Source organism: Methylicorpusculum oleiharenae (assembly GCF_009828925.2).
In the GTDB taxonomy this organism is placed as follows: Bacteria; Pseudomonadota; Gammaproteobacteria; order Methylococcales; family Methylomonadaceae; genus Methylicorpusculum; species Methylicorpusculum oleiharenae.
In genome coordinates this window covers 446,722-471,153 of sequence record NZ_WUTY02000001.1, presented here as the reverse complement: position 1 = coordinate 471,153, position 24,432 = coordinate 446,722, and the positions used below count along the sequence as shown (strand labels likewise).

Annotated in this window: 26 protein-coding genes; 14 read left to right on the top strand and 12 right to left on the bottom strand. The window is 47.5% G+C overall.

The window, feature by feature from the left end:
* Positions 1 to 2: 2 nt before the first annotated feature.
* Together pmbA and GO003_RS02235 are read left to right on the top strand one after the other, a co-directional pair.
* Complete coding sequence (gene pmbA / locus GO003_RS02240) at positions 3 to 1,334, top strand: metalloprotease PmbA (protein ID WP_159657447.1); 1,332 nt, start codon at positions 3 to 5, stop codon at positions 1,332 to 1,334.
* Between the two features lie 243 nt (positions 1,335 to 1,577).
* On the top strand, positions 1,578 to 2,207 hold the full coding sequence (locus GO003_RS02235) for a Uma2 family endonuclease (protein WP_159657449.1): 630 nt from the start codon (positions 1,578 to 1,580) through the stop codon (positions 2,205 to 2,207).
* 98 nt (positions 2,208 to 2,305) lie between these two features.
* On the opposite strand, the gene GO003_RS02230 is transcribed toward GO003_RS02235, so the two are convergent.
* Together GO003_RS02230 and thiO are read right to left on the bottom strand one after the other, a co-directional pair.
* Positions 2,306 to 3,319: a quinone-dependent dihydroorotate dehydrogenase gene (locus tag GO003_RS02230; RefSeq protein WP_159657451.1), complete on the bottom strand. Its 1,014-nt coding sequence runs from the start codon at positions 3,317 to 3,319 to the stop codon at positions 2,306 to 2,308.
* 46 nt (positions 3,320 to 3,365) lie between these two features.
* Positions 3,366 to 4,643, bottom strand: a complete 1,278-nt coding sequence (gene thiO / locus GO003_RS02225; protein ID WP_331001619.1) for a glycine oxidase ThiO — start codon at positions 4,641 to 4,643, stop codon at positions 3,366 to 3,368.
* A gap of 349 nt (positions 4,644 to 4,992) precedes the next feature.
* Here thiO and GO003_RS02220 point away from each other — a divergent pair, with 349 nt between their 5' ends.
* The 5 genes from GO003_RS02220 to GO003_RS02200 all read left to right on the top strand — a co-directional run bounded on the left by GO003_RS02220 (position 4,993) and on the right by GO003_RS02200 (position 9,703).
* On the top strand, positions 4,993 to 5,850 hold the full coding sequence (locus GO003_RS02220; protein WP_159657453.1) for a porin family protein: 858 nt from the start codon (positions 4,993 to 4,995) through the stop codon (positions 5,848 to 5,850).
* 402 nt (positions 5,851 to 6,252) lie between these two features.
* Positions 6,253 to 7,203: a prolyl aminopeptidase gene (gene pip / locus GO003_RS02215; RefSeq protein WP_159657455.1), complete on the top strand. Its 951-nt coding sequence runs from the start codon at positions 6,253 to 6,255 to the stop codon at positions 7,201 to 7,203.
* Positions 7,204 to 7,294: 91 nt separating this feature from the next.
* On the top strand, positions 7,295 to 7,870 hold the full coding sequence (locus GO003_RS02210; RefSeq protein ID WP_269144312.1) for a UbiX family flavin prenyltransferase: 576 nt from the start codon (positions 7,295 to 7,297) through the stop codon (positions 7,868 to 7,870).
* 123 nt (positions 7,871 to 7,993) lie between these two features.
* Entirely contained in the window at positions 7,994 to 9,025 is a 1,032-nt protein-coding gene (locus GO003_RS02205; RefSeq protein WP_159657457.1) for an agmatine deiminase family protein, read from the top strand.
* 165 nt (positions 9,026 to 9,190) lie between these two features.
* The gene (locus GO003_RS02200) at positions 9,191 to 9,703 is read left to right on the top strand and encodes a hypothetical protein (protein WP_159657459.1); all 513 of its coding nucleotides are present in this window, start codon (positions 9,191 to 9,193) and stop codon (positions 9,701 to 9,703) included.
* A gap of 27 nt (positions 9,704 to 9,730) precedes the next feature.
* Here GO003_RS02200 and GO003_RS02195 read toward each other — a convergent pair whose 3' ends face one another.
* The 3 genes from GO003_RS02195 to GO003_RS02185 are packed head-to-tail and all read right to left on the bottom strand — an operon-like array spanning position 9,731 to position 12,148.
* Complete coding sequence (locus GO003_RS02195; RefSeq protein WP_159657460.1) at positions 9,731 to 10,876, bottom strand: cation diffusion facilitator family transporter; 1,146 nt, start codon at positions 10,874 to 10,876, stop codon at positions 9,731 to 9,733.
* Positions 10,869 to 11,102, bottom strand: coding sequence for a sulfurtransferase TusA family protein (locus tag GO003_RS02190; protein ID WP_159657462.1), 234 nt, complete (start codon positions 11,100 to 11,102; stop codon positions 10,869 to 10,871). Before GO003_RS02190 ends, GO003_RS02195 begins: the two co-directional genes overlap by 8 nt.
* On the bottom strand, positions 11,099 to 12,148 hold the full coding sequence (locus tag GO003_RS02185; RefSeq protein WP_159657464.1) for a tRNA (5-methylaminomethyl-2-thiouridylate)-methyltransferase: 1,050 nt from the start codon (positions 12,146 to 12,148) through the stop codon (positions 11,099 to 11,101). The genes GO003_RS02190 and GO003_RS02185 overlap by 4 nt, the downstream gene beginning before the upstream one ends.
* Positions 12,149 to 12,313: 165 nt before the next feature.
* Here GO003_RS02185 and GO003_RS02180 point away from each other — a divergent pair, with 165 nt between their 5' ends.
* Together GO003_RS02180 and dcd are read left to right on the top strand one after the other, a co-directional pair.
* Positions 12,314 to 13,486 (top strand): PilT/PilU family type 4a pilus ATPase, encoded by a 1,173-nt coding sequence (locus tag GO003_RS02180; RefSeq protein WP_159657466.1) that lies wholly within the window; start codon positions 12,314 to 12,316, stop codon positions 13,484 to 13,486.
* A 224-nt stretch (positions 13,487 to 13,710) separates the two neighbouring features.
* Positions 13,711 to 14,277: a dCTP deaminase gene (gene dcd, locus GO003_RS02175; RefSeq protein ID WP_159657468.1), complete on the top strand. Its 567-nt coding sequence runs from the start codon at positions 13,711 to 13,713 to the stop codon at positions 14,275 to 14,277.
* Positions 14,278 to 14,313: 36 nt separating this feature from the next.
* Here dcd and GO003_RS02170 read toward each other — a convergent pair whose 3' ends face one another.
* Positions 14,314 to 14,571: a YcgL domain-containing protein gene (locus tag GO003_RS02170; protein ID WP_159657470.1), complete on the bottom strand. Its 258-nt coding sequence runs from the start codon at positions 14,569 to 14,571 to the stop codon at positions 14,314 to 14,316.
* A gap of 91 nt (positions 14,572 to 14,662) precedes the next feature.
* On the opposite strand from GO003_RS02170, the gene GO003_RS02165 reads away from it, so the two are divergent.
* Both GO003_RS02165 and GO003_RS02160 read left to right on the top strand, forming a co-directional pair.
* Positions 14,663 to 15,247 carry a CPBP family intramembrane glutamic endopeptidase gene (locus GO003_RS02165; RefSeq protein WP_159657472.1) on the top strand — a complete coding sequence of 195 codons (585 nt, stop codon included), beginning with the start codon at positions 14,663 to 14,665 and terminating at the stop codon, positions 15,245 to 15,247.
* A gap of 51 nt (positions 15,248 to 15,298) precedes the next feature.
* Complete coding sequence (locus GO003_RS02160; RefSeq protein WP_159657474.1) at positions 15,299 to 15,772, top strand: hypothetical protein; 474 nt, start codon at positions 15,299 to 15,301, stop codon at positions 15,770 to 15,772.
* A gap of 104 nt (positions 15,773 to 15,876) precedes the next feature.
* Here the strand turns inward: GO003_RS02160 and speD are convergent, their stop codons facing one another.
* Positions 15,877 to 16,662, bottom strand: a complete 786-nt coding sequence (speD, locus tag GO003_RS02155) for an adenosylmethionine decarboxylase (protein WP_159657476.1) — start codon at positions 16,660 to 16,662, stop codon at positions 15,877 to 15,879.
* 4 nt (positions 16,663 to 16,666) lie between these two features.
* Positions 16,667 to 17,083: an OsmC family protein gene (locus tag GO003_RS02150; RefSeq protein ID WP_159657478.1), complete on the bottom strand. Its 417-nt coding sequence runs from the start codon at positions 17,081 to 17,083 to the stop codon at positions 16,667 to 16,669.
* A gap of 143 nt (positions 17,084 to 17,226) precedes the next feature.
* Between GO003_RS02150 and crp the strand changes: the two genes are divergently transcribed.
* The 3 genes from crp (at position 17,227) to GO003_RS02135 (ending at position 20,132) form a co-directional block, all read left to right on the top strand.
* Positions 17,227 to 17,880, top strand: a complete 654-nt coding sequence (gene crp / locus GO003_RS02145) for a cAMP-activated global transcriptional regulator CRP (protein ID WP_159657480.1) — start codon at positions 17,227 to 17,229, stop codon at positions 17,878 to 17,880.
* A 96-nt stretch (positions 17,881 to 17,976) separates the two neighbouring features.
* Complete coding sequence (locus GO003_RS02140; RefSeq protein ID WP_231088780.1) at positions 17,977 to 18,456, top strand: YchJ family protein; 480 nt, start codon at positions 17,977 to 17,979, stop codon at positions 18,454 to 18,456.
* A gap of 296 nt (positions 18,457 to 18,752) precedes the next feature.
* Positions 18,753 to 20,132: a GGDEF domain-containing protein gene (locus GO003_RS02135; protein ID WP_159657482.1), complete on the top strand. Its 1,380-nt coding sequence runs from the start codon at positions 18,753 to 18,755 to the stop codon at positions 20,130 to 20,132.
* A 287-nt stretch (positions 20,133 to 20,419) separates the two neighbouring features.
* Here the strand turns inward: GO003_RS02135 and GO003_RS02130 are convergent, their stop codons facing one another.
* The 4 genes from GO003_RS02130 to GO003_RS02115 are packed head-to-tail and all read right to left on the bottom strand — an operon-like array spanning position 20,420 to position 24,178.
* Positions 20,420 to 21,457 carry a vWA domain-containing protein gene (locus GO003_RS02130; protein WP_231088779.1) on the bottom strand — a complete coding sequence of 346 codons (1,038 nt, stop codon included), beginning with the start codon at positions 21,455 to 21,457 and terminating at the stop codon, positions 20,420 to 20,422.
* Entirely contained in the window at positions 21,412 to 22,329 is a 918-nt protein-coding gene (locus GO003_RS02125; RefSeq protein WP_159657485.1) for a hypothetical protein, read from the bottom strand. Before GO003_RS02125 ends, GO003_RS02130 begins: the two co-directional genes overlap by 46 nt.
* On the bottom strand, positions 22,319 to 23,152 hold the full coding sequence (locus tag GO003_RS02120) for a DUF58 domain-containing protein (RefSeq protein WP_159657487.1): 834 nt from the start codon (positions 23,150 to 23,152) through the stop codon (positions 22,319 to 22,321). The genes GO003_RS02125 and GO003_RS02120 overlap by 11 nt, the downstream gene beginning before the upstream one ends.
* Before the next feature lie 9 nt (positions 23,153 to 23,161).
* Complete coding sequence (locus GO003_RS02115) at positions 23,162 to 24,178, bottom strand: AAA family ATPase (RefSeq protein WP_159657489.1); 1,017 nt, start codon at positions 24,176 to 24,178, stop codon at positions 23,162 to 23,164.
* Positions 24,179 to 24,432 lie beyond the last annotated feature (254 nt).

Sequence of the window (24,432 nt, the reverse complement as noted above, 5' to 3'; positions counted from 1 at the left end):
CTTTGCAAAATCAAGACGAAATCAATCGATTAACCGCGCTGGTCCAGTTGTTATTGGACGAAGCGAAAGAACAGGGCGCCAGTGCTGCAGAAGCCGGTTTAAGCATTGAAAATGGTTTATCCGTAACGGCGCGTATGGGCGACGTGGAAACCATTGAACATCATTGTGATCAAGGTCTGGGTGTTACTGTTTACATCGGGCAACGCAAGGGTTCGGCCAGTACCAACGATTTGTCCGAAGCCTCGATCAAGGAAACCGTCACCGCCGCGTTAAGTTTTGCGCGCTATGCCAATGAAGACGCTTATGCCGGATTGCCTGAGGCAAGCTGGTTGGCGACCGAGTTCCCGGATCTTGACCTTTATCACCCCTGGACACTCACCGCCGATCAAGCCATTAATATGGCGATTGCCTGCGAAGACGCAGCCCGCAGTTACCATGCCGATATCACTAATTCGGAGGGTGCTTCTGTCAATACGCATCAAGGCATTCGCGTCTTGGGTAATAGTTTGGGCTTTTTGCATGGTTATGCTTCAACCCGACATTCCATGAGTTGCTCCGTATTGGGCCAGCGGGGCGACAGCATGCAGCGGGATTACTGGTACAGTGTTGCCAGAGATGCAGCCCAACTGGAATCCGGACCCGAGATTGGCAGAAAAGCCGCCGAACGGACGATTCGTCGTCTGGAAGGTCGTAGGCTGAGTACGCGGCAATGTGCTGTTTTATATGCTGCCGAAGTGGCTTCGGGTTTGCTGGGCTCTCTGATTGGTGCGATCAGCGGCGGCAACTTGTACCGCAAATCGTCCTTTCTGCTGGATATGCTGGATCAGCCTATTTTTCCTGAATTTATTCATATTCACGAGCAGCCTTATTTGTCCGGCGCGTTGGGTAGTGCCAGTTTTGACGCAGAAGGGGTGGTGACGCGTACCCGCGATATCGTCGCGGACGGTATCCTGAAAAGCTATGTGCTGGGGACTTATTCAGCGCGTAAATTAGGCATGCAAAGCACCGGGAATGCGGGTGGCGTGCATAATCTGACTCTGGATTCCGGCGCAGACGATTTTAACGGCATGCTGGCGCGTTTAGGGACCGGTTTACTGGTTACGGAATTGATGGGGCAGGGTGTCAACATGGTAACCGGCGATTATTCCCGCGGCGCTTCCGGATTTTGGGTAGAAAACGGTGTTATTCAATATCCGGTAGAAGAAATCACCATCGCAGGCAATCTTAAACAGATGTTCAAAAATATCGTTGCCGTGGGTAATGACGTGGATTATCGCGGCAACATCAGAACCGGTTCCCTATTGATAGAACGGATGTCTATTGCCGGAGAATAAAAGCAATTCCCGGCAAAAGAAAGATCCTTGTAGGGCGGATAAGGCGAAAGCCGCATCCGCCAATGCTGTTAAAGGTGGATGCGCTGTCGCTTATCCACCCTACCCATCGGCTTTTACGGTAACGCGAGAGTTCTTTTTTAATTCGTTTCGCAGACACTATCGATAATTCCTGCAGCCCAAGCATTATGACAGTCCGTTTTTGAACTTAATGGGCAACTTCAGTAGGGGGTAATAAGAGGTTTTATGTCAGCTCAAATTCAATTAAACGATAATCCGCTTTCGGAGCAAGAATACCTGGAAGGGGAAAAGCTCAGCGAAATCAAACATGAGTACATTGATGGTGACGTCTATGCTATGGCCGGTGCGAGCAAGAATCATGAAAGGATTGCCGGTAATGTATTTGGTGAACTAAGAAATTTTCTAAAAGGGAAGCCCTACGAACCCTTTGCTTCGGATGTAAAAATCAAAGCGGGCAGCCGGTTCTTTTATCCTGATGTGATGGTGGTTTGCGACGATGCAACGCCTAATGAGTATTACACTGAATCGCCGGTGATCATTGTTGAAGTCATTTCAAGATTGACCCGGCGCATTGACCAAACGATCAAACGTACAACTAACCAGACGATACCCAGTCTCAAGGAGTTGGTTTTGATTGAACAGGATTTTGTCGATGTCGAAGTCTGCAGAAAATCGCAAGGCTGGATATCCAACCACTTTTTCATGGGGGACGAGGTTCCCTTTGAATCTTTGGGTCTCTCGCTGGCGGTAGAAGAAATTTACGCCCGAGTCGATAATGAAGATGTGCGCTCGTTTCTTGAAGAGCGCGCGTTACGCGAGCAGGAAGCCGCGCAACCCGGTGCTGAAGAAGGTTAACCGGCCGGGTCTTTATTCAAGCGAAGCTAAACTAAGTTGATGCTCCTACGCGGTCTAACGGCTCCGGCAATCCATGCAATCTAACTTCCGCTGAACAATTACCCGGCTTGTAAAATTTCCTGTATCAACTGCGGTCCCTTATAGATTAAGCCGCTGTAGATCTGAACCAGACTGGCGCCCGCTTTAAATTTTTCCTCGGCATCCATCGCACTGAGTATCCCGCCCGCAGCAATTATAGGGATCTTGCCGCCCAACTCGCCGGCCAGGATCTTAACCACATGGGTTGATTGAGGTTTAACCGGTGCGCCGCTCAATCCTCCCGCTTCATTCGCAAGTGGATGGCCGGTAATCCTGTCCCGCGCAATCGTGGTATTGGTGGCAATGACGCCGTCTATTTCAAAAGCCATTAATAATCCGGCAATATGCCCAATTTCATCATCGCTTAAATCCGGCGCAATTTTTAATACCAGCGGCGTATATTTTCCATGCGTCTGGTTAAGCTTCGCCTGTTCTTCTTTTAAAACAGCAATCAGATTTTTTATTTCATCACCTTGTTGCAATTGTCTGAGGTTTTTGGTGTTGGGCGAGGAAATGTTGATCGTAATATAGCTGGCAGCTTCATAGGCTTTGCGAAGGCCGATTAAATAATCATCGGCCGCTTGCTCCATCGGCGTGTCAAAGTTCTTGCCGATATTGATGCCGATAATACCGGCGTAAGCGCAGTTTTTAACCTGCTGCAACAGATGATCTATGCCTTTGTTGTTAAAGCCCATCCTGTTGATGATAGCTTCATGCTCTTTTAACCGGAATAATCGGGGTTTGGGGTTGCCGGGTTGAGGTCTTGGTGTGACCGTGCCAATTTCGATAAAACCAAAGCCCAGAGCAGCCAGGCCGTCAATGGCGTCACCATTTTTATCCAGTCCTGCCGCTAGTCCGACCGGATTTTTAAATTCAAGCCCCATAATCTTGACCGGGCATTGAACAGCGGGCTTGCTGATAAGCTTGTCCAGCCCGGTTGTATGACCCAGTTTTATCAGTGAAAGCGTCAGTTCATGAGCGGTTTCAGGATCCAGCGAAAACAATAAAGGGCGAAGCAGTGAGTAGGTGTTCATAAGTCAGCAGATCGAAAAAATGAAAGTGCGTTGGGTCATGAAAGATTTAATGTTCAGCGCTCATGCGATAAGGCTCAGGTGATACTGAAGGCGTGCGCTCCAGGATCAGGTCAACCATCAGTTGTGCCGAGGCAGGACCCATAACCAGACCGTAACGGAAGTGGCCGGCATTAATGCTTAAGTTGGTGATTTCAGGATGCCGGTCTATATAAGGTATTCCATGATCTGTTCCGGGTCTTAGTCCTGCCCAGTGGTGAATGATTGGGCAGTTTTTAAGCGCCGGGAAAAGCCGAATCGCAAATTCGCGCAGTTGGGCATTAACTTCAGGGGACGTGGCTTTGTTGTAATCATCATGCTCGACGGTACTGCCCGCCAGAATTTTGCCATCCAGTCGCGGAATCAGGTATTGATCGCCGTCCAATACTATATAAGGCAAGCATTGCGGTGGCGCATCAAAAACCAGCATTTGTCCTTTTACCGGAAAAATTTTGGGTGGCGTGGCATTCTGTCCGCCAAAAAATTGTGCAAACACATCGCCCGTCCATGCGCCTGTCGCAATGATTAATTGATTAACGGCCTGTTTGCCGGCTGTGGTTTCAATCGAAGTGATTGTTTGCCCGTTGATAGCAACCGATTTTAACGCTGTCTGCTCAATCAACTGTACGCCCTTGTTGATCAGGTCGGCTTTTAGCGACTTGACCAGTCGTGGATTGCGGGCGTTGGCAATGTCCGGAAGCCAAAGGGGATTGACCGGCTGAGTCACAAAAGGCGCCAGCAAAGCATCGTTTGCCAGGCTATAAGCCAGATTGTTTGCCCTGCACCAGTTATCCGCTTCGGTAATGTCGGGGTTTTTGGTTATCAAAAGCCCGCAGGGATTCCATTCCGGATCGATAGGTGTTTCTGCCTTCAGCTCTGCCGCCAGGCTGGGATAGAGCTTCAGGCTTTGCAGCACCAGGCGATTGATGGGGTCAGGTTGATGCCAGGGGTATAACGGCAGCAAAATACCGCCTCCGGCCCATGAGGATTCCTGTCCTATCTGATTTTTTTCAATGAGGGTTACCGATGCACCGGCTTTGTTGAATTCGCGGGCTGTCAGTAAACCGATAATGCCGCCGCCGATAATCGTAATGTCTGAGGTTTGCGTCATGTCAACGTAAAAAATATCTGAACTGTGCGCAATGCGCGGGCTGTAATGGCCTGCGATTATACCTTGTTGTGCTTCAAAGCGTAGCCCGTATGTGGCTCTTGAGGAATACAAGGTCATCGAAGCCCTGCGCCCAATACCGTCTATTGATTCATTGCGACGGCCTAAAAGTAACGGCATTGACCCCAAGTCACCCGGATTTCGCTGGCGCTGCATCCAGGCTACTTGTTTGTTGTGGCGGAAATGAGATTTTAACGGGTTAATTTTCAGGCAAGGGATGCCTTGAGATAGTGCCGATATTTATTTCGCAAGACTTGTTGCTTTTTTTAAACACAGCAGGAGTCACGTTAGGATTGCATTGTACTGGTATGATTTTAAAGAAAAAAATGATGATAAAAAAATATTCATAAAACCCGTAAGGAACTTGTAAGGATAGCTTTTAGCTGCTATCATTGCCCTCGTGAAAAAGGTGTTGTTGTTTTAAGGCAAAAACCCATATAACAAAAAATAATCTCTTGAGGGGGAATCGATGAAATTGAAAAAAACTCAAATCGCGCTGGGCTTGGCTACAGCGACATTATCCATGGCGGGCGCCCTAGTTTCTCCGCAAGCGGTTGCTGATGCAAAAGTGGAAGCACTGGAAGCTCAAGTCAATCAAATGTCTGAAATGCTGCAACAAATGCAAAGCGAATTGAGCCGCGTCCGTGACGCCGCCAGCCGTTCTGCAGCAGATACCGCGAAAGTTCAGGAATTGGATGAATGGGCCGCTTCAGTAAAAGCGAACCCGGTTTCAGCTCAAGAGAAAGACCATGTATTTGCTGTTCGTGGTGGTTGGCAGCGTTTTAATAATACTCGTGGTTCTTCTGCAGGTCTTGCTAACTCAGGTGTTGGTGTTGATATACTGACCAGCCCTACTGATGAAGACGCTTTCTATATTGGCGGCGCCATTGATTTCAACATGAATAACGACTTGTTCGGTTTGATGGATGATACTTCATTCGGCATCGAATTAGGTATTGAATACTCTGAATTAGGAGATAGAAAAGATAACGGACTTGATAACGTTGTTGCAGGTGCTGACGTATTGCAAGACGTAACTGTCAACATGCTGAGAATCAGTGCAGCACCGAAAATCAAATTCATGCACGGTAGCAAATTCAGACCCTGGTTGATTCCTGCTGGTTTGGATATCAACATTATCAGCCCGCCATCTGATGCGGTAACCGTATTAAATACCGGCATGCAGTTTGGTGGTGGTTTGGATTATGATTTATTCAGAGGCATAGTTCTGGGTGCCGATGTTCGTTATCACGAATCGTTTGATGATGTCGACGGTGTTGACACTGACGGCTTCACCTTGGGTGGTTCTGTAGGTTTCAAGTTCTAAGTTTAAACACTTAACGAAACCCCAAAAAGGAGGGCGTCAAACCCCTCCTTTTTTTGTGAGCAAAATCAGGTATTGATCTTGGCACTTCGCGTTACCGTGAAAGTCTGGGTAGCAGATGGGTAGGGTGATGATATGGATAAGCGACAGCGCATCCACCTTTAACCGCTTTGGCGGATGCGGCTATCGCCTTATCCGTTCTACAACGGTCTTTCATTTGCAGGGGTAACGCCATTCATGGCTTCTCGATCTCGGCAATCCCCCGGCGTTCCCAGACCGGGGCAGGCTCTGCCGCGACGACCCCCCACTATTAACGCGAACAGTGCTTTTATAATCAGGTATATTTAAGAAGACGCTTGAATCCTGATAGAGATCGATTTGAAAGAAACTAAACCAAACTGATTCATGAAGACTTTATATCCGGCCATTGAACCGTTCCATACCTTTTTCCTGGAAACCCAATCCCAGCACACTGTTTATGTAGAACAATGCGGTAACCCTCAAGGGCTACCGGTTATTTTTCTGCACGGCGGGCCTTGTTCCGGTTGCAAGCCGGATCACCGGCGGTTTTTTGATCCTGAGCTTTATCATATCGTTTTGTTCGATCAGCGCGGCTGTGGCCGCTCTTTGCCTTTTGGCGAACTGGAAGCCAACAACACTGCAGATTTGATCGATGACATGGAGTGTATCCGTCGGCGGTTGGGCATCCAACAATGGGTTTTGTTTGCCGGTTCCTGGGGCGGCACATTGGGCTTACTGTATGCGCAAGCGCACCTTGATGCGGTCAGCGCAATGATCATTCGAGGCGTCTTTCTTGCGCGGCAGCGCGATCTGGAGTGGTTTGCCAAAGACGGCGCCGGCCGTATTTATCCCGAGCAATGGCAGCGTCTGGTTTCCAGTTTGCCGAATGCATCGGGTGATAATTTAATTCGGCAGTTGCATGATGCGCTTTGGGGTGATGATGAAGTTACCCGCTTGCGCGCCGCTAAAGAGTGGATGGCCTGGGGCGGGCAGGTGGCTTTGGGAAATGATTTTAGGCCTTCGGTCCAGCACCCTGTCGATACGTTGCAGTTGATCAAGCAGGCGCGGATGGAAATTCATTACGCGGTTAACCGGTACTTTATCGAAGAAAATCAGATTCTTGAAAACTGCGCGGCATTACGTGATATACCAACGGTCATTATTCATGGCCGCTATGATCTGGTTTGCCCGGTCGAGGCCGCCTTGCAATTGCAGGAGGCATTGCCTCAGGCTGAGCTCATGATCTTGCCCAACGGCGGTCACATTGCTCAGGGCGATGAAATGATAGCCGCATTAATCGATTCGACTGATACTATGGCCAGGCGATTAGCTTAATCTGATGCGTAGGCGTTTTTACGACCTCGATTACCCGGATTTCGCTGCGTTGCACCTGGCTACTTTAAACTAACCCGATTTAACCGCCTTAATGACAAAAATAAAACGATTGGTAATAGGCATGACCGGCGCGACAGGCGCAGTTTATGGCGTCAGAATGCTGCAGGTTCTTAAAGAGCAGGCGGATTGGGAAACGCATTTGGTGATTTCTTCAGCCGGTTTGATCAACTTGAAGCACGAGTTGGACATGTCACGGAAAATGCTTTATGAGCTGGCGGATGTAACGCATGAAGTGAATGATGTGGCGGCTACGATTGCCAGCGGCGGTTTTAAAACCGAAGGCATGGTCATTGCCCCTTGTTCGATGAAAACCCTGGCTGCGGTTGCGCATGGTTTTGGCGATAATTTGATTTCCCGTGCGGCCGATGTCGTTTTAAAAGAACGTCGCCGCCTGGTCATCATGCCCAGAGAAACACCGCTCAATTTGGCGCATATTCGAAATATGGGCAGTGTGACCGAAATGGGCGGCATCATTTACCCGCCCATGCCGGCTTTTTATAACAAAGCCAACTCGATTGAAGCCATGGTCAACGATGGCGTAGGGCGCGTTTTGGCGATGTTCGGCGTCGAAGCGGAAGGACTTTATACGCCTTGGGAAGGGTTGTAAGTCCTCGCGAAGAGCCGGACCCAATCCATCGAACGATAAATTTTCTCGCTAAGGCATAAGAACGTCAGCCTTGGTACAATAACGCATCTGTTTCAAACATCATTTAAAACCCGGGAGTAGTTCATGATCCGTTTTCCAGCTGAATGGGAACCGCAATCCGCCGTCATTATCGCGTGGCCGCATCAAAGCGGCGATTTCACTAATTTGTCGGCGGTTGAAACGGCGTATCGTTTTATTGCGACCACCATCAGCCGTTTCCAGCCACTGATCATCATTTGCAAAGATGCCGGGCATCAAGAGCATATTTTGGCTGAGTTGGCCGCTCATCAAGCTCTTCATTTTATTCAGGCGGATTACAACGATATCTGGGTCAGGGATACCGTTTTTTTGAGTTTGGAATGGCAGCATTCCAAAGCCACGCTACAGTTGGTGAATTTCATTTTTAACGGCTGGGGAAATAAATATCCGCATGCTGCCGATGATGCCTTGAACCTGGCGTTATTTGCCCACCCTTTTTTCAAAGGCCATCCTACGGCTACCGTGAGTTTTGTGCTGGAAGGCGGCAGTGTGGAGTCGGACGGGCAAGGCACCGTGATGACGACTAAAAATTGTTTGTTCAATCCCAACCGCAATCCCAATTTGTCTCAAGCAGCAATCGCCAGCCAAGTGCAAAACTATTTGGGGGCAAAGCGCATTTTGTGGGTTGAACAGGATAATCTGGCCGGGGACGATACCGATGCTCACATTGATACGCTGGCGCGCTTTTGTGATGCCGGGACTATCGCCTACAGCAGTTGCGACGATCGCGAAGATGCGCATTATCAAAGTCTGAAAAACATGGAAACGCAGTTAAAGTCGTTTAAAACTGAAGACGGAGCGCCCTATAAGCTGGTTGCCTTGCCGTTGCCCAAACCCATTACTGATGAAGAAGGGCAGCGTCTGCCGGCCAATTATGCCAATTTTTTGATCATCAATGGCGCCGTTCTGGTGCCGGTTTATGACGATGCGATGGATGCCGTTGCATTGGAACGTCTGGCGGGCTGTTTCCCTGGGCGGGAGATTGTTGCTGTGCCTTGCCGTCCGCTGGTACATCAATACGGCAGCCTTCATTGCGCCAGCATGCAAGTGCCGGCATTTGTAAAACTGAATGTGTAATTATTTAGCGTTGGGTTGCCTGCTTTTTGCAACCCAACAATTAACGCCATGGCCTTGAAATGCTGGGTTGGCTATCACCAACCGCAACCTAAACGGTTCGGCACCTTGTTTTGTTGTCCCGCTCAATAGCTGCTAATTTCTTTTTTCAGAACATAAAAATTTAACATGACCTTGCTGCTTAAATACCTTTCGTTGTGCTTTTTTATCAATAATCCCGCCGAATTAGTGCCGTCAAAATCGTTCATGTGGAAAGTGGTATGGTTCTACCTGATTTCCGGTTTTATTGTCGAGGGGTTGATTTCCGATCCGGCCGACGGCACGCTGGAGGTTTTAATGCGAGCCGTTATGGCGTTTTCCTCCATCGCACTCTTTTTGGTGATGACAAAAAAGTGGCTTTATTTTAATCAGTTGTTCACCGCTATTTTTGTGGGTGAAAACGTGATTATGACCCTGGCGATTGCCGCTGAGGCGCTGGATTTCGTGATGGTAATGAACCATTATGAATACCGCGAAGAAATTTCCATCTCATTGGGTGTGTTGCTGGTCGGTTGGTATATCGCTATCGTAGGCTATATTTTCCGGCAGTTTTTTTGGTACAAAATCCCTGTGAGTCTTCTGATTGCCTTCAGCTATTTTGTTTTAACTTACGGCATGCCAATGCTGTTTATGGATATCTAAATGTTTGAGACCGTCTGTGCCGGAGATTTACTGCTTTAGATACACATCGACTTTGGCAATAGCGTCCAGGCTTTGCTGCAGTGCGGCGCAGTGTTTTTTGATCAGTTCTATTTCTTCAGGCTGAGCGCTCATTAAATGGGGCAGCGCGACTTCAAGCTCAATCAGTCCCTCCAGATAATGAATGGTAAACGAGTCTATGTCCTCGAAGAATTCGCCCAGAGCCGTCTGCAAATGCTTTTGCACTTCAGCGCGTGACAGCAAATCAGCGGGTGCCTCAATAAATTCGTCGTCTTCAGGGTCGACATGGACCAGGACATCGATCACATCATCAAAAGCATCGATCAGATTTCGCCTTACCGCATCTCCTATGATATGGCCTTCGGATACGCTGATGCGTGAATCCACTACGATATGGGTATCAATATAAGCGTCTTCCCCCATTTGCCGCGTTCTTAGCAGATGAATGCCGCGAACGCCCGGGGTTAATTTGATGACGCGGCGAATGTCGTTGACATAATTTTCAGGTAAAGACGTGTCTACCAGTTCCTTAATGCTTTGAGTGATCAGGTTGATCCCGATTTTGGCTATCATCAACGCGACAATCATGGCCGCAACCGCATCGGCAAAAGGGTACCCCAAAACAACGCCGGATACGCCGATGATGACGACGACCGAGGAAATAGCATCGCTACGGTGGTGCCAGGCATTGGCGAGCAATAATTTGGAGCGGGTTTTATGGGCGGCGCGTTTGGTGTAGTGATACATCCATTCTTTGGATAATACCGAAAAAGCGGCAATGCCTATGGTTTCCAGATGCGGTATCAGTAATTTTTCAGGATTGAGTACTCTGTCCAGGGCATCCCAGGCAATACCCGCAGATATTGCCGCCAAACTCAGGCCAAGGGCGACGGTCGCCATGGTTTCATAACGCCGATGGCCGTAAGGATGATCGTGGTCTGCTTCTCTGGCCCCGAAACGGATGGCGAGTATCACCAGAATATCGCTGGCCAAATCAGAAAGCGAATGAACACCGTCGGCGATAAGCGCTGCTGATTGCCACAAGAGCCCAAAAGCGATCTTAACAATTGATAAGAAGATATTGATGATCGCGCCTACGATGGTGACGCGTGCTTTCAACTGGTCCATTTTGACAGCATCGGCGGGTTTACTCATGTTTTCCTACTTCAAGCACTATGATGTACACACCCTGATTTTCCTGGGCACTCATGATCGTATGGCCGTTAATTCGGCACCAGGCCGGAATGTCCTGCATGACACCGGGGTCGGTACACGACACTTCCAATTGGTCGCCGGACTTAAGCTGTTTTACTCTGTCCTGGGTCCGGATGACCGGTAAAGGGCAGAGCAGGCGTTTGGCGTCAAGGCTGTACCGGCTCATATAAACCATTCCTTAAGCAGTTGTTCGACAATTAACGGCCGGGTTTTGATGCGGCTTTCCTGCCCGTCTGTATTGCGGATTGCCACCTCAACCTGTTCCTCGTCTTTGCCTTTGCTGTAACGGGCAATAATTGCTGCGGCCAATTCGAGATCGGCGGCGTCCGGACTTCCGTCAATCAGAGCCAAAGGTCCGGTGTGGCTGGAACAGTGCAAACTGATAAAGTCATTTTTGTAGCCTTCCATAAACCGTCCTTCGCCTTCTTCTCTGGCAATGATCAGCTTGAAATGCGGTTTGGGGCGGATATGGCGCCCGACTTTCAATAACATCACATCATCGAGTTCATAATCACGTGCGCCGCGGGCTTGCCACAAGTCCACGAGTTTTTGTGAATAGCTTTTATCGGTGAGAAAACAGCAGCCGCCTGCGGGTTGTGCATAATCTGTAAAACCGAACTGTTCGGCCATGGCAATTTGGGGTCTTCGGGTGCGGCCGCCAAAATCATGTAATTTGTTTCTATCGACCCAGCCTTCTCGTTCCGGTTTTGTTTCGGGCAGATTCCGTGCGGACAAGGGTCTGAGCAGCAAGTCGTCAGCGCCGGATCTTTCAGCAACCAAAGGCATGGCAAAGCGGCGCTGAGACATGGGTCTTTGTCCTACCACTTCGCCGGTAATGATGAAGTCGAATCCGTTTTCCTCAATCCATTGTTTGGCTTTGTTGACCATAAATATTTTGCAATCCAGGCAAGGATTCAAGTTTGCGCCGTAGCCATGTTTTGGATTTAACAACACATCTTTGTATTCTTCGATAACATCCACAATATGCAGTTTGATGCCTAATTGTTCGGCCGCCCACAACGCATTATTGCGTTTGGGTTTTGCTTTTTCGTTATCTTTTTTCCTGATGGCATGCGTATGACCCTCCACACAAAATCCGGTAAAGAAATTGATGCCCTCGACATGAATGCCCTGATCAAGGATAGTCTTTGCCGCCAGCATTGAATCCAGGCCGCCTGAAATCAATGCTACCGCTTTTTTGGGTTCGGACATAACGCTCTGAAATGATTAAAAAAATGAACATTATACGCTTGAGGGGGCTTTTCACTGCAACTTCTGATGTTATCACCTAGACTTTAGGCCGTTAAGCCATATTCAATTATTGGTCGCCGGACGGGCGCTCAATAAAGTCAAGATCACAGTTGAAGCGGGAAAATCATGGATATTAAAGACTATTTAAAAGTGCTGGTTAGTAACGACGGTTCCGATTTATATCTAACGAATGGCGCACCTCCTGCGGCGAAATTTCAGGGTGTGCTAAGGCCGATAGAGAACGTGAAAATGAGCGCAGAGCGGCTCAAGGAGATTGCTTACGCTCTGATGGATCAGGAGCAGCAAAAGCAGTTTGAGCTGGTTCCTGAAATGAACCTGGCTATATCTGAACCTAATATAGGCCGGTTCCGAATCAATATTTTCAAACAGCGCAATAGTCTGGCGCTGGTGATTCGGAATATCAAAGTCGATATTCCGAATGCCGATCAATTGGGGCTGCCGGAAATCTTGAAAAAAGTCATCATGGAAAAGCGCGGATTGATTCTGTTTGTAGGAGGAACCGGGTCAGGAAAATCGACTTCGCTGGCAGCATTGATCGATCATAGAAATGCTAATTCATCCGGGCATATCATTACCATTGAAGATCCGATTGAATACATTCATCCGCATAAAAAAAGTCTGGTCAATCAACGCGAAGTGGGCGTCGATACGCTCAGTTATGAGGATGCATTAAAAAATACACTGCGGCAGGCGCCCGATGTCATTCTGATTGGCGAAATCAGAAGCCAGGAAACCATGGAGCATGCGCTTGCATTCGCTGAAACCGGACACTTGTGTTTGTCGACCCTGCACGCAAACAACGCCAATCAAGCATTGGATAGAATTATCAATTTTTTTCCGGAAGAACGGCGCAATCAGTTGTTGCTGGATTTATCTATGAACTTGAAAGCTTTTGTCTCGCAAAGACTGGTACCCACCATTGAAGGCAAACGCACTGCGGCGATAGAAATTTTGTTGGGAACTCAATTGGTGAAGGATTTGATTCACAAAGGCGAGATTCACAGCATCAAAGAAGCGATGGAGAAATCCGAAGCGATAGGGATGCAGACCTTTGATAGCCACTTGTTGAGGCTGTTTAAAACTGGCGTTATTTCATTGGAGGAAGCGCTGCAAAATTCCGATTCGCCGAATAATCTCAAATTGAAAATCAATCTCAGTGAAGGTTTGGGTAATTCTTCCAAGCCGGGGCAAGCCGGTGGCGAGTCCAGACGGCTTGATGGTTTGAGTTTGCAGGCCAAAGAGGAAGATGAAGAGGCCAAGGCCAAGGGTAAGGAATAATCCTAAAAGTTTCATAATTATTTAGCGTAGCTTGGATGACCTGCTTTTCGCAACCCAACAAGTTACACCATAGTTTTGAAATGTTGGGTTGGCTATCGCCAACCGCAACCTACAACGGAGCATCATCTTTGTTTTGTTGCTCCGCTGAATGGTCGTGCGGTGGTCACAACAGCAACGGCTGTGTACAATGCTATTTTTGATCGAAACGGGGCTTTAAGACATCAATGGGCATTAAATCGGATAAATGGATCCGCCGTATGGCTGAACAATACGGCATGATAGAACCGTTTGAAGCGGGGCAGGTCAGAGATGCCAGTGGCGGTAAGGTGATTTCTTACGGGACATCCAGCTACGGTTACGATGTGCGCTGTTCTGACGAATTCAAGATATTTACCAATATCAATTCCGCAATTGTTGATCCCAAAAATTTCAGCGAAGCCAGTTTTGTTGATGTCAAAGCGGATGTTTGTATCATTCCGCCCAATTCGTTTGCACTGGCCAGAACCGTTGAGTTTTTTCGAATTCCCCGTGATGTTCTGACCATTTGCCTGGGTAAATCAACTTACGCTCGCTGCGGCATTATCGTGAATGTAACGCCATTGGAGCCCGAATGGGAAGGTCATGTGACGCTGGAGTTTTCCAATACAACGCCATTGCCTGCAAAAATTTATGCAAATGAAGGTGTTGCGCAAATGCTGTTTTTTAGCGGCGATGAAGTGTGTGAGACCTCTTACAAAGACAGGGGCGGAAAATATCAAGGCCAGCAAGGCGTGACGCTGCCTAAAGCCTAACTGCAGTTCTGGCTGTTAGCTTGCACGCTAAAACGTTTATTGAAGTTTTTGGCTGGGAGCCAGTAAAGATGGTGGCATTTGTATGAAGAAACCTTTGTTATTGAGGTTTTCAATTACTTTTTCCGGGTTTTCCCGTGCCAGTTTGCGCCCAGGCGTCAGCTCCAGTTCCATGACGAATTGCAGGGGGCTGACGCTTTGAAACAATGCCTCCGGTAAAGTGGAGAAATCATCTTTTTGGGTTAGATAAAGATAAAGCTGGTCTTTTTTTAAGCTTTTGTAGATAAAGCACTGCATTGAATTGTCCTTTTAGTCTATTGCTACATTTTAAGCCAATTTGGACATGAAACATTAATCCTATCTTTTTTCTCCGTTTTAAGAACACGTTATGACCGATTCGAATAACTCCACGCAATTTTTTAAGACAGCCTGCAATTTTGAAGGCTCACTGATTATCGTTGCGGCTGTGCTGGGGTGGTTAGCCGGTATAAACCCTTTCGAACAACTTTTTTTCTCAGAACAGGCTGTCATGGTCGGTCTGTTGGGAACTGTTCCTTTATTTCTGTTTTTTGTGGGCATGGAGCGCGTCAAGCTTGAGTCCATCCAGAAAATCCGTCAGCTTTTATCGGACACCTTGGGCACTAGCCTCTACCCGTGCCAGTGGACCGACTTGTTTTTTTTGTCAGCCATTGCCGGTTTTTCAGAAGAATTATTATTCAGAGGCCTGATTCAGCCCTGGATGGAAAATGCCTGGGGCGGTTTGATAGGATTACTGGGCAGCAATATCATTTTCGGCCTTGTGCATGCCGTTACGCCTTTATACGCCGTATTGGCAATGCTGGTCGGTATTTATTTGGGGTTGTCGCTGGATTACGGGGATCAGCGAAATCTGTTGGGTCCGATGATTATTCATGGTCTTTACGATTTTTTGGCGTTTCTAATGATCATGCGTGCCTATAAACCAAAAACATAATAGATCTTCGGATCTTATTCACAAATCCCGTCGTCAGGAAATAGCATGTTCATGTCAGAATCAGATAATCCACTCAAAGCAGATCTCAAAGTCCACTGGATCCTGGTGTGGTCGGCAGTATTAAGTTTGATCGTAATGCTTGTGGTCTGTGAATTTTACGGTGATACCTGGCGGCAAGTCATGCCGGAAGATCAGCGGGTATTGATTAGAACACTGTTTTACGTGCTGGTCATCATCGGGTTTCCGCTAACCAACTTGCTGCGCCATATCCTGTTAAGGCTAAACCAAACCATGCCCGGTGAAAAACCGGCTAAACAACGTTATTTGTTGACGGTGATGATGTCGCTGCTTTTTGCAGAAACCATTGCGATTCTTGGTGGTGTTATGTATATCATCGGTGATGACGATAATACCTTAACAATTTTTGCGGTGTTGGCCGGGTTGGCCGTGTTCTTATACCGGCCTAAGGTGGACGAGTATCAGTCAATCATTGATGCGCTTAAAGAAAATAAGGTCAGCAAATAGCCCGTTAATCCGCGTGGCTTCATACGGGCTGTATTTCTAATGCTTTTGAGATGAGTTCGGTGTTGGGTTGTCAAACAGCGGCAACCCAACAAACCATCCGGCTATTAGTTATAATTTCTGCCGTAGAAAATTTCAGCCATTTCTTTCTGAAGCCGGTCTTGGATCTCCAGTTTTTGGTGTTGAGAAAACTCGCTTTCTTTTTCAAAAAGATAATTTTCCAGTTCGGTTTCTTTGAGCATCATTTTGGTGTGGAATAGATTTTCCTGATACACGTTGACATCGATCATCTGATAGTTATTCCGCGTTTCTTCGGAAATGTAATTCTGGATCGAGGTAATGCTGTGATCGATATAGTGTTTTTTACCGGAGATATCCCGGGTAAAACCCCGCACCTTGTAGTCCATGATCACGATATCGGATTCGAAACTATGGATCAGATAATTCAACGCTTTAAGCGGTGAAATTCTGCCGCAGGTCGAGACATCAATGTCTGCTCGAAAGGTGCTGATGCCATTGTTGGGATGGCTTTCAGGGTAAGTATGCACGGTGATGTGGCTTTTATCTAAATGCGCTAATACCGTCTCAGGTAAAGGGCCTGGAGATTCTGCATTCATCTCTTCAGAATCGTCGTGATCCATGCCTTCGGAGATCAGCATCGTCACACTGGCTCCCTGTGGATCGTAGTCCTGATGGGCGATATTCAAAATTTGCGCGCCGATAATTTCAGCAACGTCTTTTAAAATCTGTGTCAACCGGTCTGCGTTATAAGCTTCGTCGATATAATCGATGTAAGCTTTTTGTTTATCGGCAGAAGCGTAACAAACATCGTAAATATTAAAGCTGAGCGACTTAGTTAAATTGTTAAAGCCCTGTAATTTTAATTTTTTCAATTATTTAAACCTCTATTACTTCAAAATCATGGGTTATATCAACCACTTTGCCCAGCATAATGGATGCAGAACAATACTTTTCCGCTGACAATTTGACAGCGCGTTCAACTGCGGATTCTTTGAGATCCTTGCCGGAAACCACAAAATGTAAATGAATTTTACTGAATACACTGGGGATGGCATCGACGCGTTCAGCAGAAACTTCGCAGACACAGTCGACAATATCATTTCGGCCTTTTTGTAAAATTTGGACCACATCAAAAGATGAACAGCCACCTACACCTAAAAGCAGTAATTCCATGGGGCGGGCACCCATATTGCGGCCGCCATGATCGGCCGGTCCATCGATAACAATGGCATGGCCGCTACCGGTTTCGCCGACAAACATGACGCCGTCAACCCATTTGACTTTTGCTTCCATTAAGTCTCCTCCACCGAAAAAATGCGCATAGATTAACATACTAATTCTTAATTGAAAGATAAGCGTAGTTGATTTTTTTCGAAAAATGGGGCACTGTTAACGGATACTTTTTTCACAACAGTGTTATGGGATGATGAGTTGTCATGACGTATATATCGAACGAACCCGCTTATAAAGAGGCCTTGGCGCCTTTTTTACATTTATGCCACACGAAATCCTACCCATCAAAAGCAACGATCATTCGACCGGGTGACGTGGGCGACAGGCTTTATTTCATCATAGAAGGTTCGGTTAGCATCGGCGTAGAAGACGACGATGGCAGGGAATTGATTCTTGCCTATCTGAATAAACACGATTTTATTGGTGAGATAGGTGTTTTTAAACAAACCGAAGCACGTGAAGTCTCGGTAACCACCCGGACGCCTTGCCGTCTTGCCGAGATTGGCTATGAGCGTTTGCGGCAGGCATTAAAAAAAGAGCTGCTGGAATTTGCTCCCGCAATTTTGTATATGCTGGGAGAGCAACTGGCTTCACGTTTATTGATTACCAGCCGTAAATTTCGCGATCTGGCTTTTATGGATGTGGAAGGCCGTATCGCTCGTACTTTGCTTGATCTGTGCAAAGAACCCGATGCAATGACTCATCCGGATGGCATGCAGTTGCACATTACCAGGCAGGAAATCGGTCGTATCGTTGGCTGTTCTCGCGAAATGGCCGGACGGGTGCTTAAAGAACTAGAAGATAAAGGGCTGATTTCCGCGCATGGCAAAACGATAGTGGTATTTGGAACGCGATAGATACGCTCTGTGAGCAAGAATTAAAGCAATAAATCGGTTCGTTGATATCCGTATTTCGCAAGCATTTTTCTTCATACCGCATCAAGGCACAGTACATTGATTTTTTTGACCCCTTGTTTTTGCGGATCAGGTTTGGCTTATCAAGCGTGCTGCGGCATTTATCATGCGGGGGAAGCCGAGCCTGCCGGCGCCGAAGCCTTGATGAGAGCCCGGTATAGCGCTTTTGTAACAAAGAATGAAAGCTATTTGTTATCAACATGGGCCACCAAAACCCGGCCTAGTGTGTTGGATCTTAGCGGCGACCGGACAGTTTGGCAGAAGCTCGAAATTATAAGTACTCAGTTGGGGCAAGAGGGTGAAAGCGAAGGCTGGGTGGAATTTAAAGCGCATTACCAACTTGATAGTGCGTCCCATCTTATGCAAGAGCGCAGCTATTTTCAGCATACTTCAGGCCGCTGGCATTATGTCGATGGCGTTGTTCAGTTTTTAAAACACGCCCTTTCTGAAAAACCCGGTAAAAACGCGCCATGTTTCTGCGGTAGCGGCAAAAAATTTAAACGGTGTTGCGGTCGCTAACCATCTATCAATAATCACAAACTTCTCCTGATATCCATCCATTCCCTCAGTAACAGCAACATAAATTACCCCTCCCAGTAATTACTTTAATTTAGCTATGAGGGTTGGTAAGCCTTGCGAGGGCTACCGACATCCCAGCAAAGCTTACGCCTCCCCTTTTTTTAACATCAAACTGGGAATTGCTGTTCCCCGGCACTTTGTGCACAAAACATAAGCAAACAGTAATACAATAGCCGGTTTTAGCGGGTTTGTAATCGTACAAGCCGGCGTGACTGCTTTGAATCCGGGGAGAGTAAATGGCAGGGGGTTCCGGTAACAAAATTGACGATGCGGTAAATACTTGGATAGCCATCTGCGATGAGGTTGCGGTTCCTCTTCAGGGCCAGTTGTACACCATGATTTGCGCCAGGGCAGAAAATTTCGCTGAACTTTTTTATGACATGATTTTGCAAGATAATCAGGCGGCAAAGTTCCTGACACAGGTTCAGGTTCAGCAACGCTTGCATGCCTCGATGGTGGAGTGGTTAAAAGGGGTTTTTAAAGTTTCGCAACCGGATGAAATCAGAAACAAGGTTGAGCGTCAATTGCATGTCGGCATGGTTCACGCACGATTGCAGGTGCCCGTTTCTGTGGTGGCTAAAAGTGCGGGCAAAATGAAACAGGTTATTGCCAGGGATCTTCAAGGTTCGGATCTTCAGAGAAATGAGCTGGCCAAGGCAATATGCCTTGTCTATGAACTGTTCGACCACGCGATTGATATTATGAATGAGGCCTATATCGAAAATTTCGAATCCCAAACTCGAAATGATGAGTCTTATCGCCGGTTTGCCGTGGGCCAGAACATTGTCGCTGAGCGCGAACGTCTGAGGGCTTGCCTGCTGGGCTGGGAACGCAGTTTTTTGTTACGGGCTAATCAACCGGAAAATTGTTGCGAAATACAAAAGATTGGCGCTTCTGAATTTGGCTTGTGGTTTCGACACAAAGCCATGACGCTGTTTAAAAACGCTACCGAAATTCAGGAAATCACCCAGTTGATTTCAAAAATTGACGATGATTTATTGTTGAAAGTGCAGGATAGATCCGGCGACGTATCAAAAATGGTCAATGAAATAGATGAAACGGTTGCCGGTATCATGTTTATGTTCAGTTCGATGTTTGACCGTTTTTTGGAAGTGGAGAATGGGCGAGACGATTTGACCCATCTGCTCAATCGCCGGTTTTTACCTTCCGTGTTGAGCCGTGAGATTTCGATGAGCATTAAAACGGGCACTCGTTTCGCAATCATGCTGATTGATCTGGACCATTTTAAACAAGTCAACGATACCTGGGGTCATAGCATAGGCGATACTGTTCTTAAAAAAGCGGCTGATATTATCCGCAATTCGCTGAGGATTGGTGATTTTGTGTTTCGCTATGGTGGCGAGGAGATTATGGTCGTATTGGTAGAGGTCAATCAAGAAATCGCCATGAACGTGGCAGAGAACTTACGCTCTAAATTTGAGGCGTTTGATTTTAGTGTTAACGGCAACGAAATAACTAACCTGACAGTGAGCGTGGGTATCGCGTTGCATGAGGGGCACCCCGATTATGAACGGCTGATCAATGCGGCGGACGATGCCATGTACCATGCCAAGAAAAACGGGCGCAATCAGTGTGTACTTGCAAAGACGGATTAATCACCGGTTCTTTTTATGATACTCATCGCAGATCGAAATTCGGCACCGGGGTGCCCGTCAAAGGACGCCGTAAATACATCCATATAGGCTCTATGCCAGCATCCATGTTGGCAAAGCCTTTGCCGAACAACCCGTTGCCTCCTTAGGCACTCCCGAAATTTGAAGTGCGGAAGGTATACTTCCTGGATCCAGTGCATAAGTTCATTGCAATAAATCGGCAGGCAGTATTGAAGAAGCGGGCCATGCCCGCGATTGAACTACTTTGGTCGCGGACATGGCTTTCGCGTTTACAAATAGCGCTTGATCAGTTTCTGTTCGGTTTTTACTTCGAAATATTTAATCAGCAATAACACAAATAAGCCGGCAAGCGTCCACAGATAGCAGGTTTCAGCCAAATCTTTGCGCGGAATTTTTTCTGTGTAACGAATAGGCTTGTTCTCCAGTTCCCCTATTGCTTTAATGGCTTCTTGCAAAGCCTGCGGATTTTCGGCTTCAAAAGACCGGTAAGGAATCCCCATGGATTGAAAATACTGGTGCAGAAAATATTCCGGCGTTGTGGACTCGTTGATATTGGCTGGTTTGGTATCCAGACGTGCGCTGTCCTTGTTGCGCAGGTATACCCAGTACAACATGACCCGGTTTTGATGAAACAGCTGGGTCAGCGTGGTTTGGGTGTCGATGTCAATTTTTGCTGCGCCGTCAGACACCAGCAGGATGACACGGGAACCGGTCACCGGGATGTCGGAAAAATAGCTCAAGCCCATATAAAGTCCAGGTGCGATATTGGTAACGCCTCGTCCTCTGGTTTTAGTCGCCCTGATTGCCGCCAGAATGGCTTCTTTATCCTGAGTGAGCGGCAGCACATGAATGGGCGCCGTGCTGAACGAGATCATCCCGAAAAAATCGTCTTGACGCTGCAAGACAAATTCGCTGAGCAGTTGCCTTGCCATCGCGACTTTACTTTCGCTGGCTCCTCCGCCGAAATAGCGTCCTGCGAAGTTCTCATTCATGCTGGCGCTGCGGTCCAGCAAAATAACGATTTGAGCGCCTTTGCCCATGCGCTCGACTGTTTGTTCCTTCAGATAGGGCTTGGTCAGGCTGACAATCAAAAGCAGCATGACGAGGGCTGTCAGCAGCTTTACGCCGTTAGAAAAAAAGAACGATAAGCCATCAAAAGGCAGAATGCTCAGGCTTGAATAACGCAGCGATTTGGCCTGACGGGCAAAAAAAGGCACTAACGTCAGCGGTAAAAGCAGCAACGCCCAAGGATAGGTCAAGGCTATATCCAACGCCCGCCCCTCTCCAGTTTGCGGTAAAGCAGACATAATTCCTCGATTTTCTCTACAGCAATCATGGTTCTGGTTTCCGGGTGACCTGAAAAAAACAGCCGTTCAGAAGCCTGGAAAAAAATTCCGGTACGGTCTTCAAGCGATTTAAATTGAGGGAAGCGGCTGAAAAATTCGGGTAGTTGCGCTGCAAATACGGTTTCACCGGCTAATTGATTCAGCGCCCGGTGAAAGCATTGCATGGCCTTTTGACTGGTTTCTTGTGACGGGGGTAATTTTTTTAATTTCTTCAGATCCCGGCAGGCTTGGCCGAAGGCACCGGAATAGCGCTCTAAAAATGGAATCTTGCCGTAAAACCAGGCGATGTAAAGCAAGATGAGTGCTGCACAGGTCCACAATACAGTGAGTTTCAGCGCATGCTTGTCCGGGCTGATAGGAACCGCTGACAATTCCGGTTCGGGTAGAATCTGGGCTTCGGGTTTTGATTTAGGCAGCAGCGGGCTATAACCGAACGTCCAGGCCGGAATGTTTGCAGTTTCTGATGTGCCGGTATGTGAAAATCGGATGGGCAAGGCCGGAATGGTCAGTTCGGTGGCTGCATCGACACTTTTAAACACCTGATAGGTAATTGCCATAGCATAATCAAAACCTGATTGTGCATCCAAAAGCTCGACAGAATCCAGTCTCAACCAGTCAGTTAAAGAGCCGGGGTTGGGCAGAAATCCGGTTTCCAGTTGATAAAACAAGGGCGTTTTGATATGGGCTTTCAACGTGATTTTGTCCCCCAGAGAATACCCATAGGCGCGAGGCGTTTCAAGTTCCACGACAACGGCGGATGATTCAGAGCGAGCAATGCTGCCGGTCATCAGTAAAACGAAGAAAACCAGCCAGCTCGGCAAATTATTGTTCATAAAAATAGCGTGTCATCTGGTCTGCCTCAAAGGCATCATTAAGGTAAAAAGGCTGTCGGCCGTATCTGATGAACAGATGCTTGAGCTGCTCACGTTGGGCATTGAAAGCCTGGATGATTTTCTTTTTAAGGCCTGGACGCATCAGCAGCGTTTTTTCACGTCCTGTTTCCGGATCCGATAAGGTAAATAAGCCCCATTCCGGCAACTGCTCATATTCATCGGGATGCCACATAACGACAGGAATAACGTCGTGTTTCAGTAAGGAGTCGAAAAGCGTTGCAATATCCTGAAGCGGATAATGAAAATCGGAAACCAGAAAAATCAGGGCGCGGTGGCGAGGACAGTATTCCTGAACAGTCAGCAGACCTTTTGCGTTGGTCGATGCCGGATGATAATGCCTGAGGCTTTCAGCCAGTTCCGCTGTACCGCCTTTGTACCAGCGAGGCGGCATATAAAATTCAGGAATAATGTCTTCTCCGCAGCCCATAAATCCGAAATGATCACCGCTACGGTACGCTGAATAAGCAGTCTGTTCGGTGAATTTGGCCAGTGTTGCCATTTTGTTCTGAAAGCCCATGGACGCGGATAAATCGGCAATGACTGTGACATTAATCACGCTGCGCTGTCTGAAGGTTCTGACCACATATTGCTGAAACGGATCAAGCAGACTGGCATGCACATCGATATTATGCGCTTCCGGTCTCGAAATCAGCGGGGCATGGCCCTGAAAGTCATGCTCTCCGCCGCTGTGCTTGCCGGGATGGCGTCCCGGATGAGCGCTGCTGGTTCGCCAGGGAATCTGATAATGGAATTCTTCAATCATGCTGGACAATCAGGGTGCGGCAATCTGCTGCAGAATTTTTTTGCTGAGCTGTTCGGCAATGTGCGTTCTGCGCAGTTCATACGTAGGATTAAAGAAAATCCGGTGTGCCATCGCTTCGTGAAAAATATCTCTTATATCCTCAGGCAACACATGATTGCGGTTGTTTAACCAGGCCGTAACCCGTGCTGCGCGCATTAACATGGCTGCGCCTCTGGCACTGGCACCGGCCAGAATCAGCCTGTCCATATCGACATTGTCTATCGAAATGCCAAAGGTCTTTGGATCACGCGTTGCCTGCCATAATTCCAGGGCATAGTTTTGCAGCGTTCCGCTCGCTTGAATCTGATGCTGTATCGTTTGTGCTATGCCGTTGAGTTCGCGGTAGGGCAGGATGCCCGCATCGATGGTTTCAATCAGATGGTCGACATCGTAAAACTTGGGGTTGAACATCAACTCTTTTTGCAAATTTGAATTTTGTGGCGTTTCAATGCGCAATTCCAGCATGAATCGGTCGCGTGCCGCCGAGGGTATTTCGAACGTTTCGTCTTTTTCGACCCGATTGCGGTCGGCAAAGACTTGTAAATGCGGAAAATAATATTCCCGGTTAAATGCGGTGACCGATTTTTCCGCCATCACTCGCAGCAACAATGAATGGACTTGAGGGCGGGCGCGATTGACTTCGTTAAAAAAGAACGTGGCAAGATGTTCGCCGTGTTTAAGAATCGGTCCGGGATCAACCTGCGGTTTACCCAGTTCGTTGATATAGGTGTGATAGACCAGATCATTGGGCATCAGATCGATAGTGCCTTCAATGCGCTCATAAGCACCACCTATGCCTCTTGCTACTGCCCGCAACAGCGTCGTTTTACCTACGCCCACATCGCCTTCGAGCATCACATGCCCACGCGAAAAAACGGCCGTGGTGATCAATCGCACAGGTCTTTCCAGTCCAACCACTACAGAATTGATCGCTTTTTCAAAAACGTGAGCACGCTGTTGCCAATCGGCTAAGTGCTGGTCTGTCATAAATCTGTCCGAAGATTAAAGAGAGCGAAATTAATCTGTTAGGGCATCGCTTGTCAACCTGGTTTAAGTCTTTGCCCAACAAGAGTTCATTTTCGTATGACGGTAACTCAAAAAAATGAATAGCCGCTGAAAGCGCAATAAAACCAGGCGTGGAACTTATTCATGTTGAAAAAGGAAAGTTGAAAGGTTTTTGAAAGAAAGTATCGATACACTACTAGTCGAAAATAGGCAGTCTTGTCGGGTTCTGACTCGGG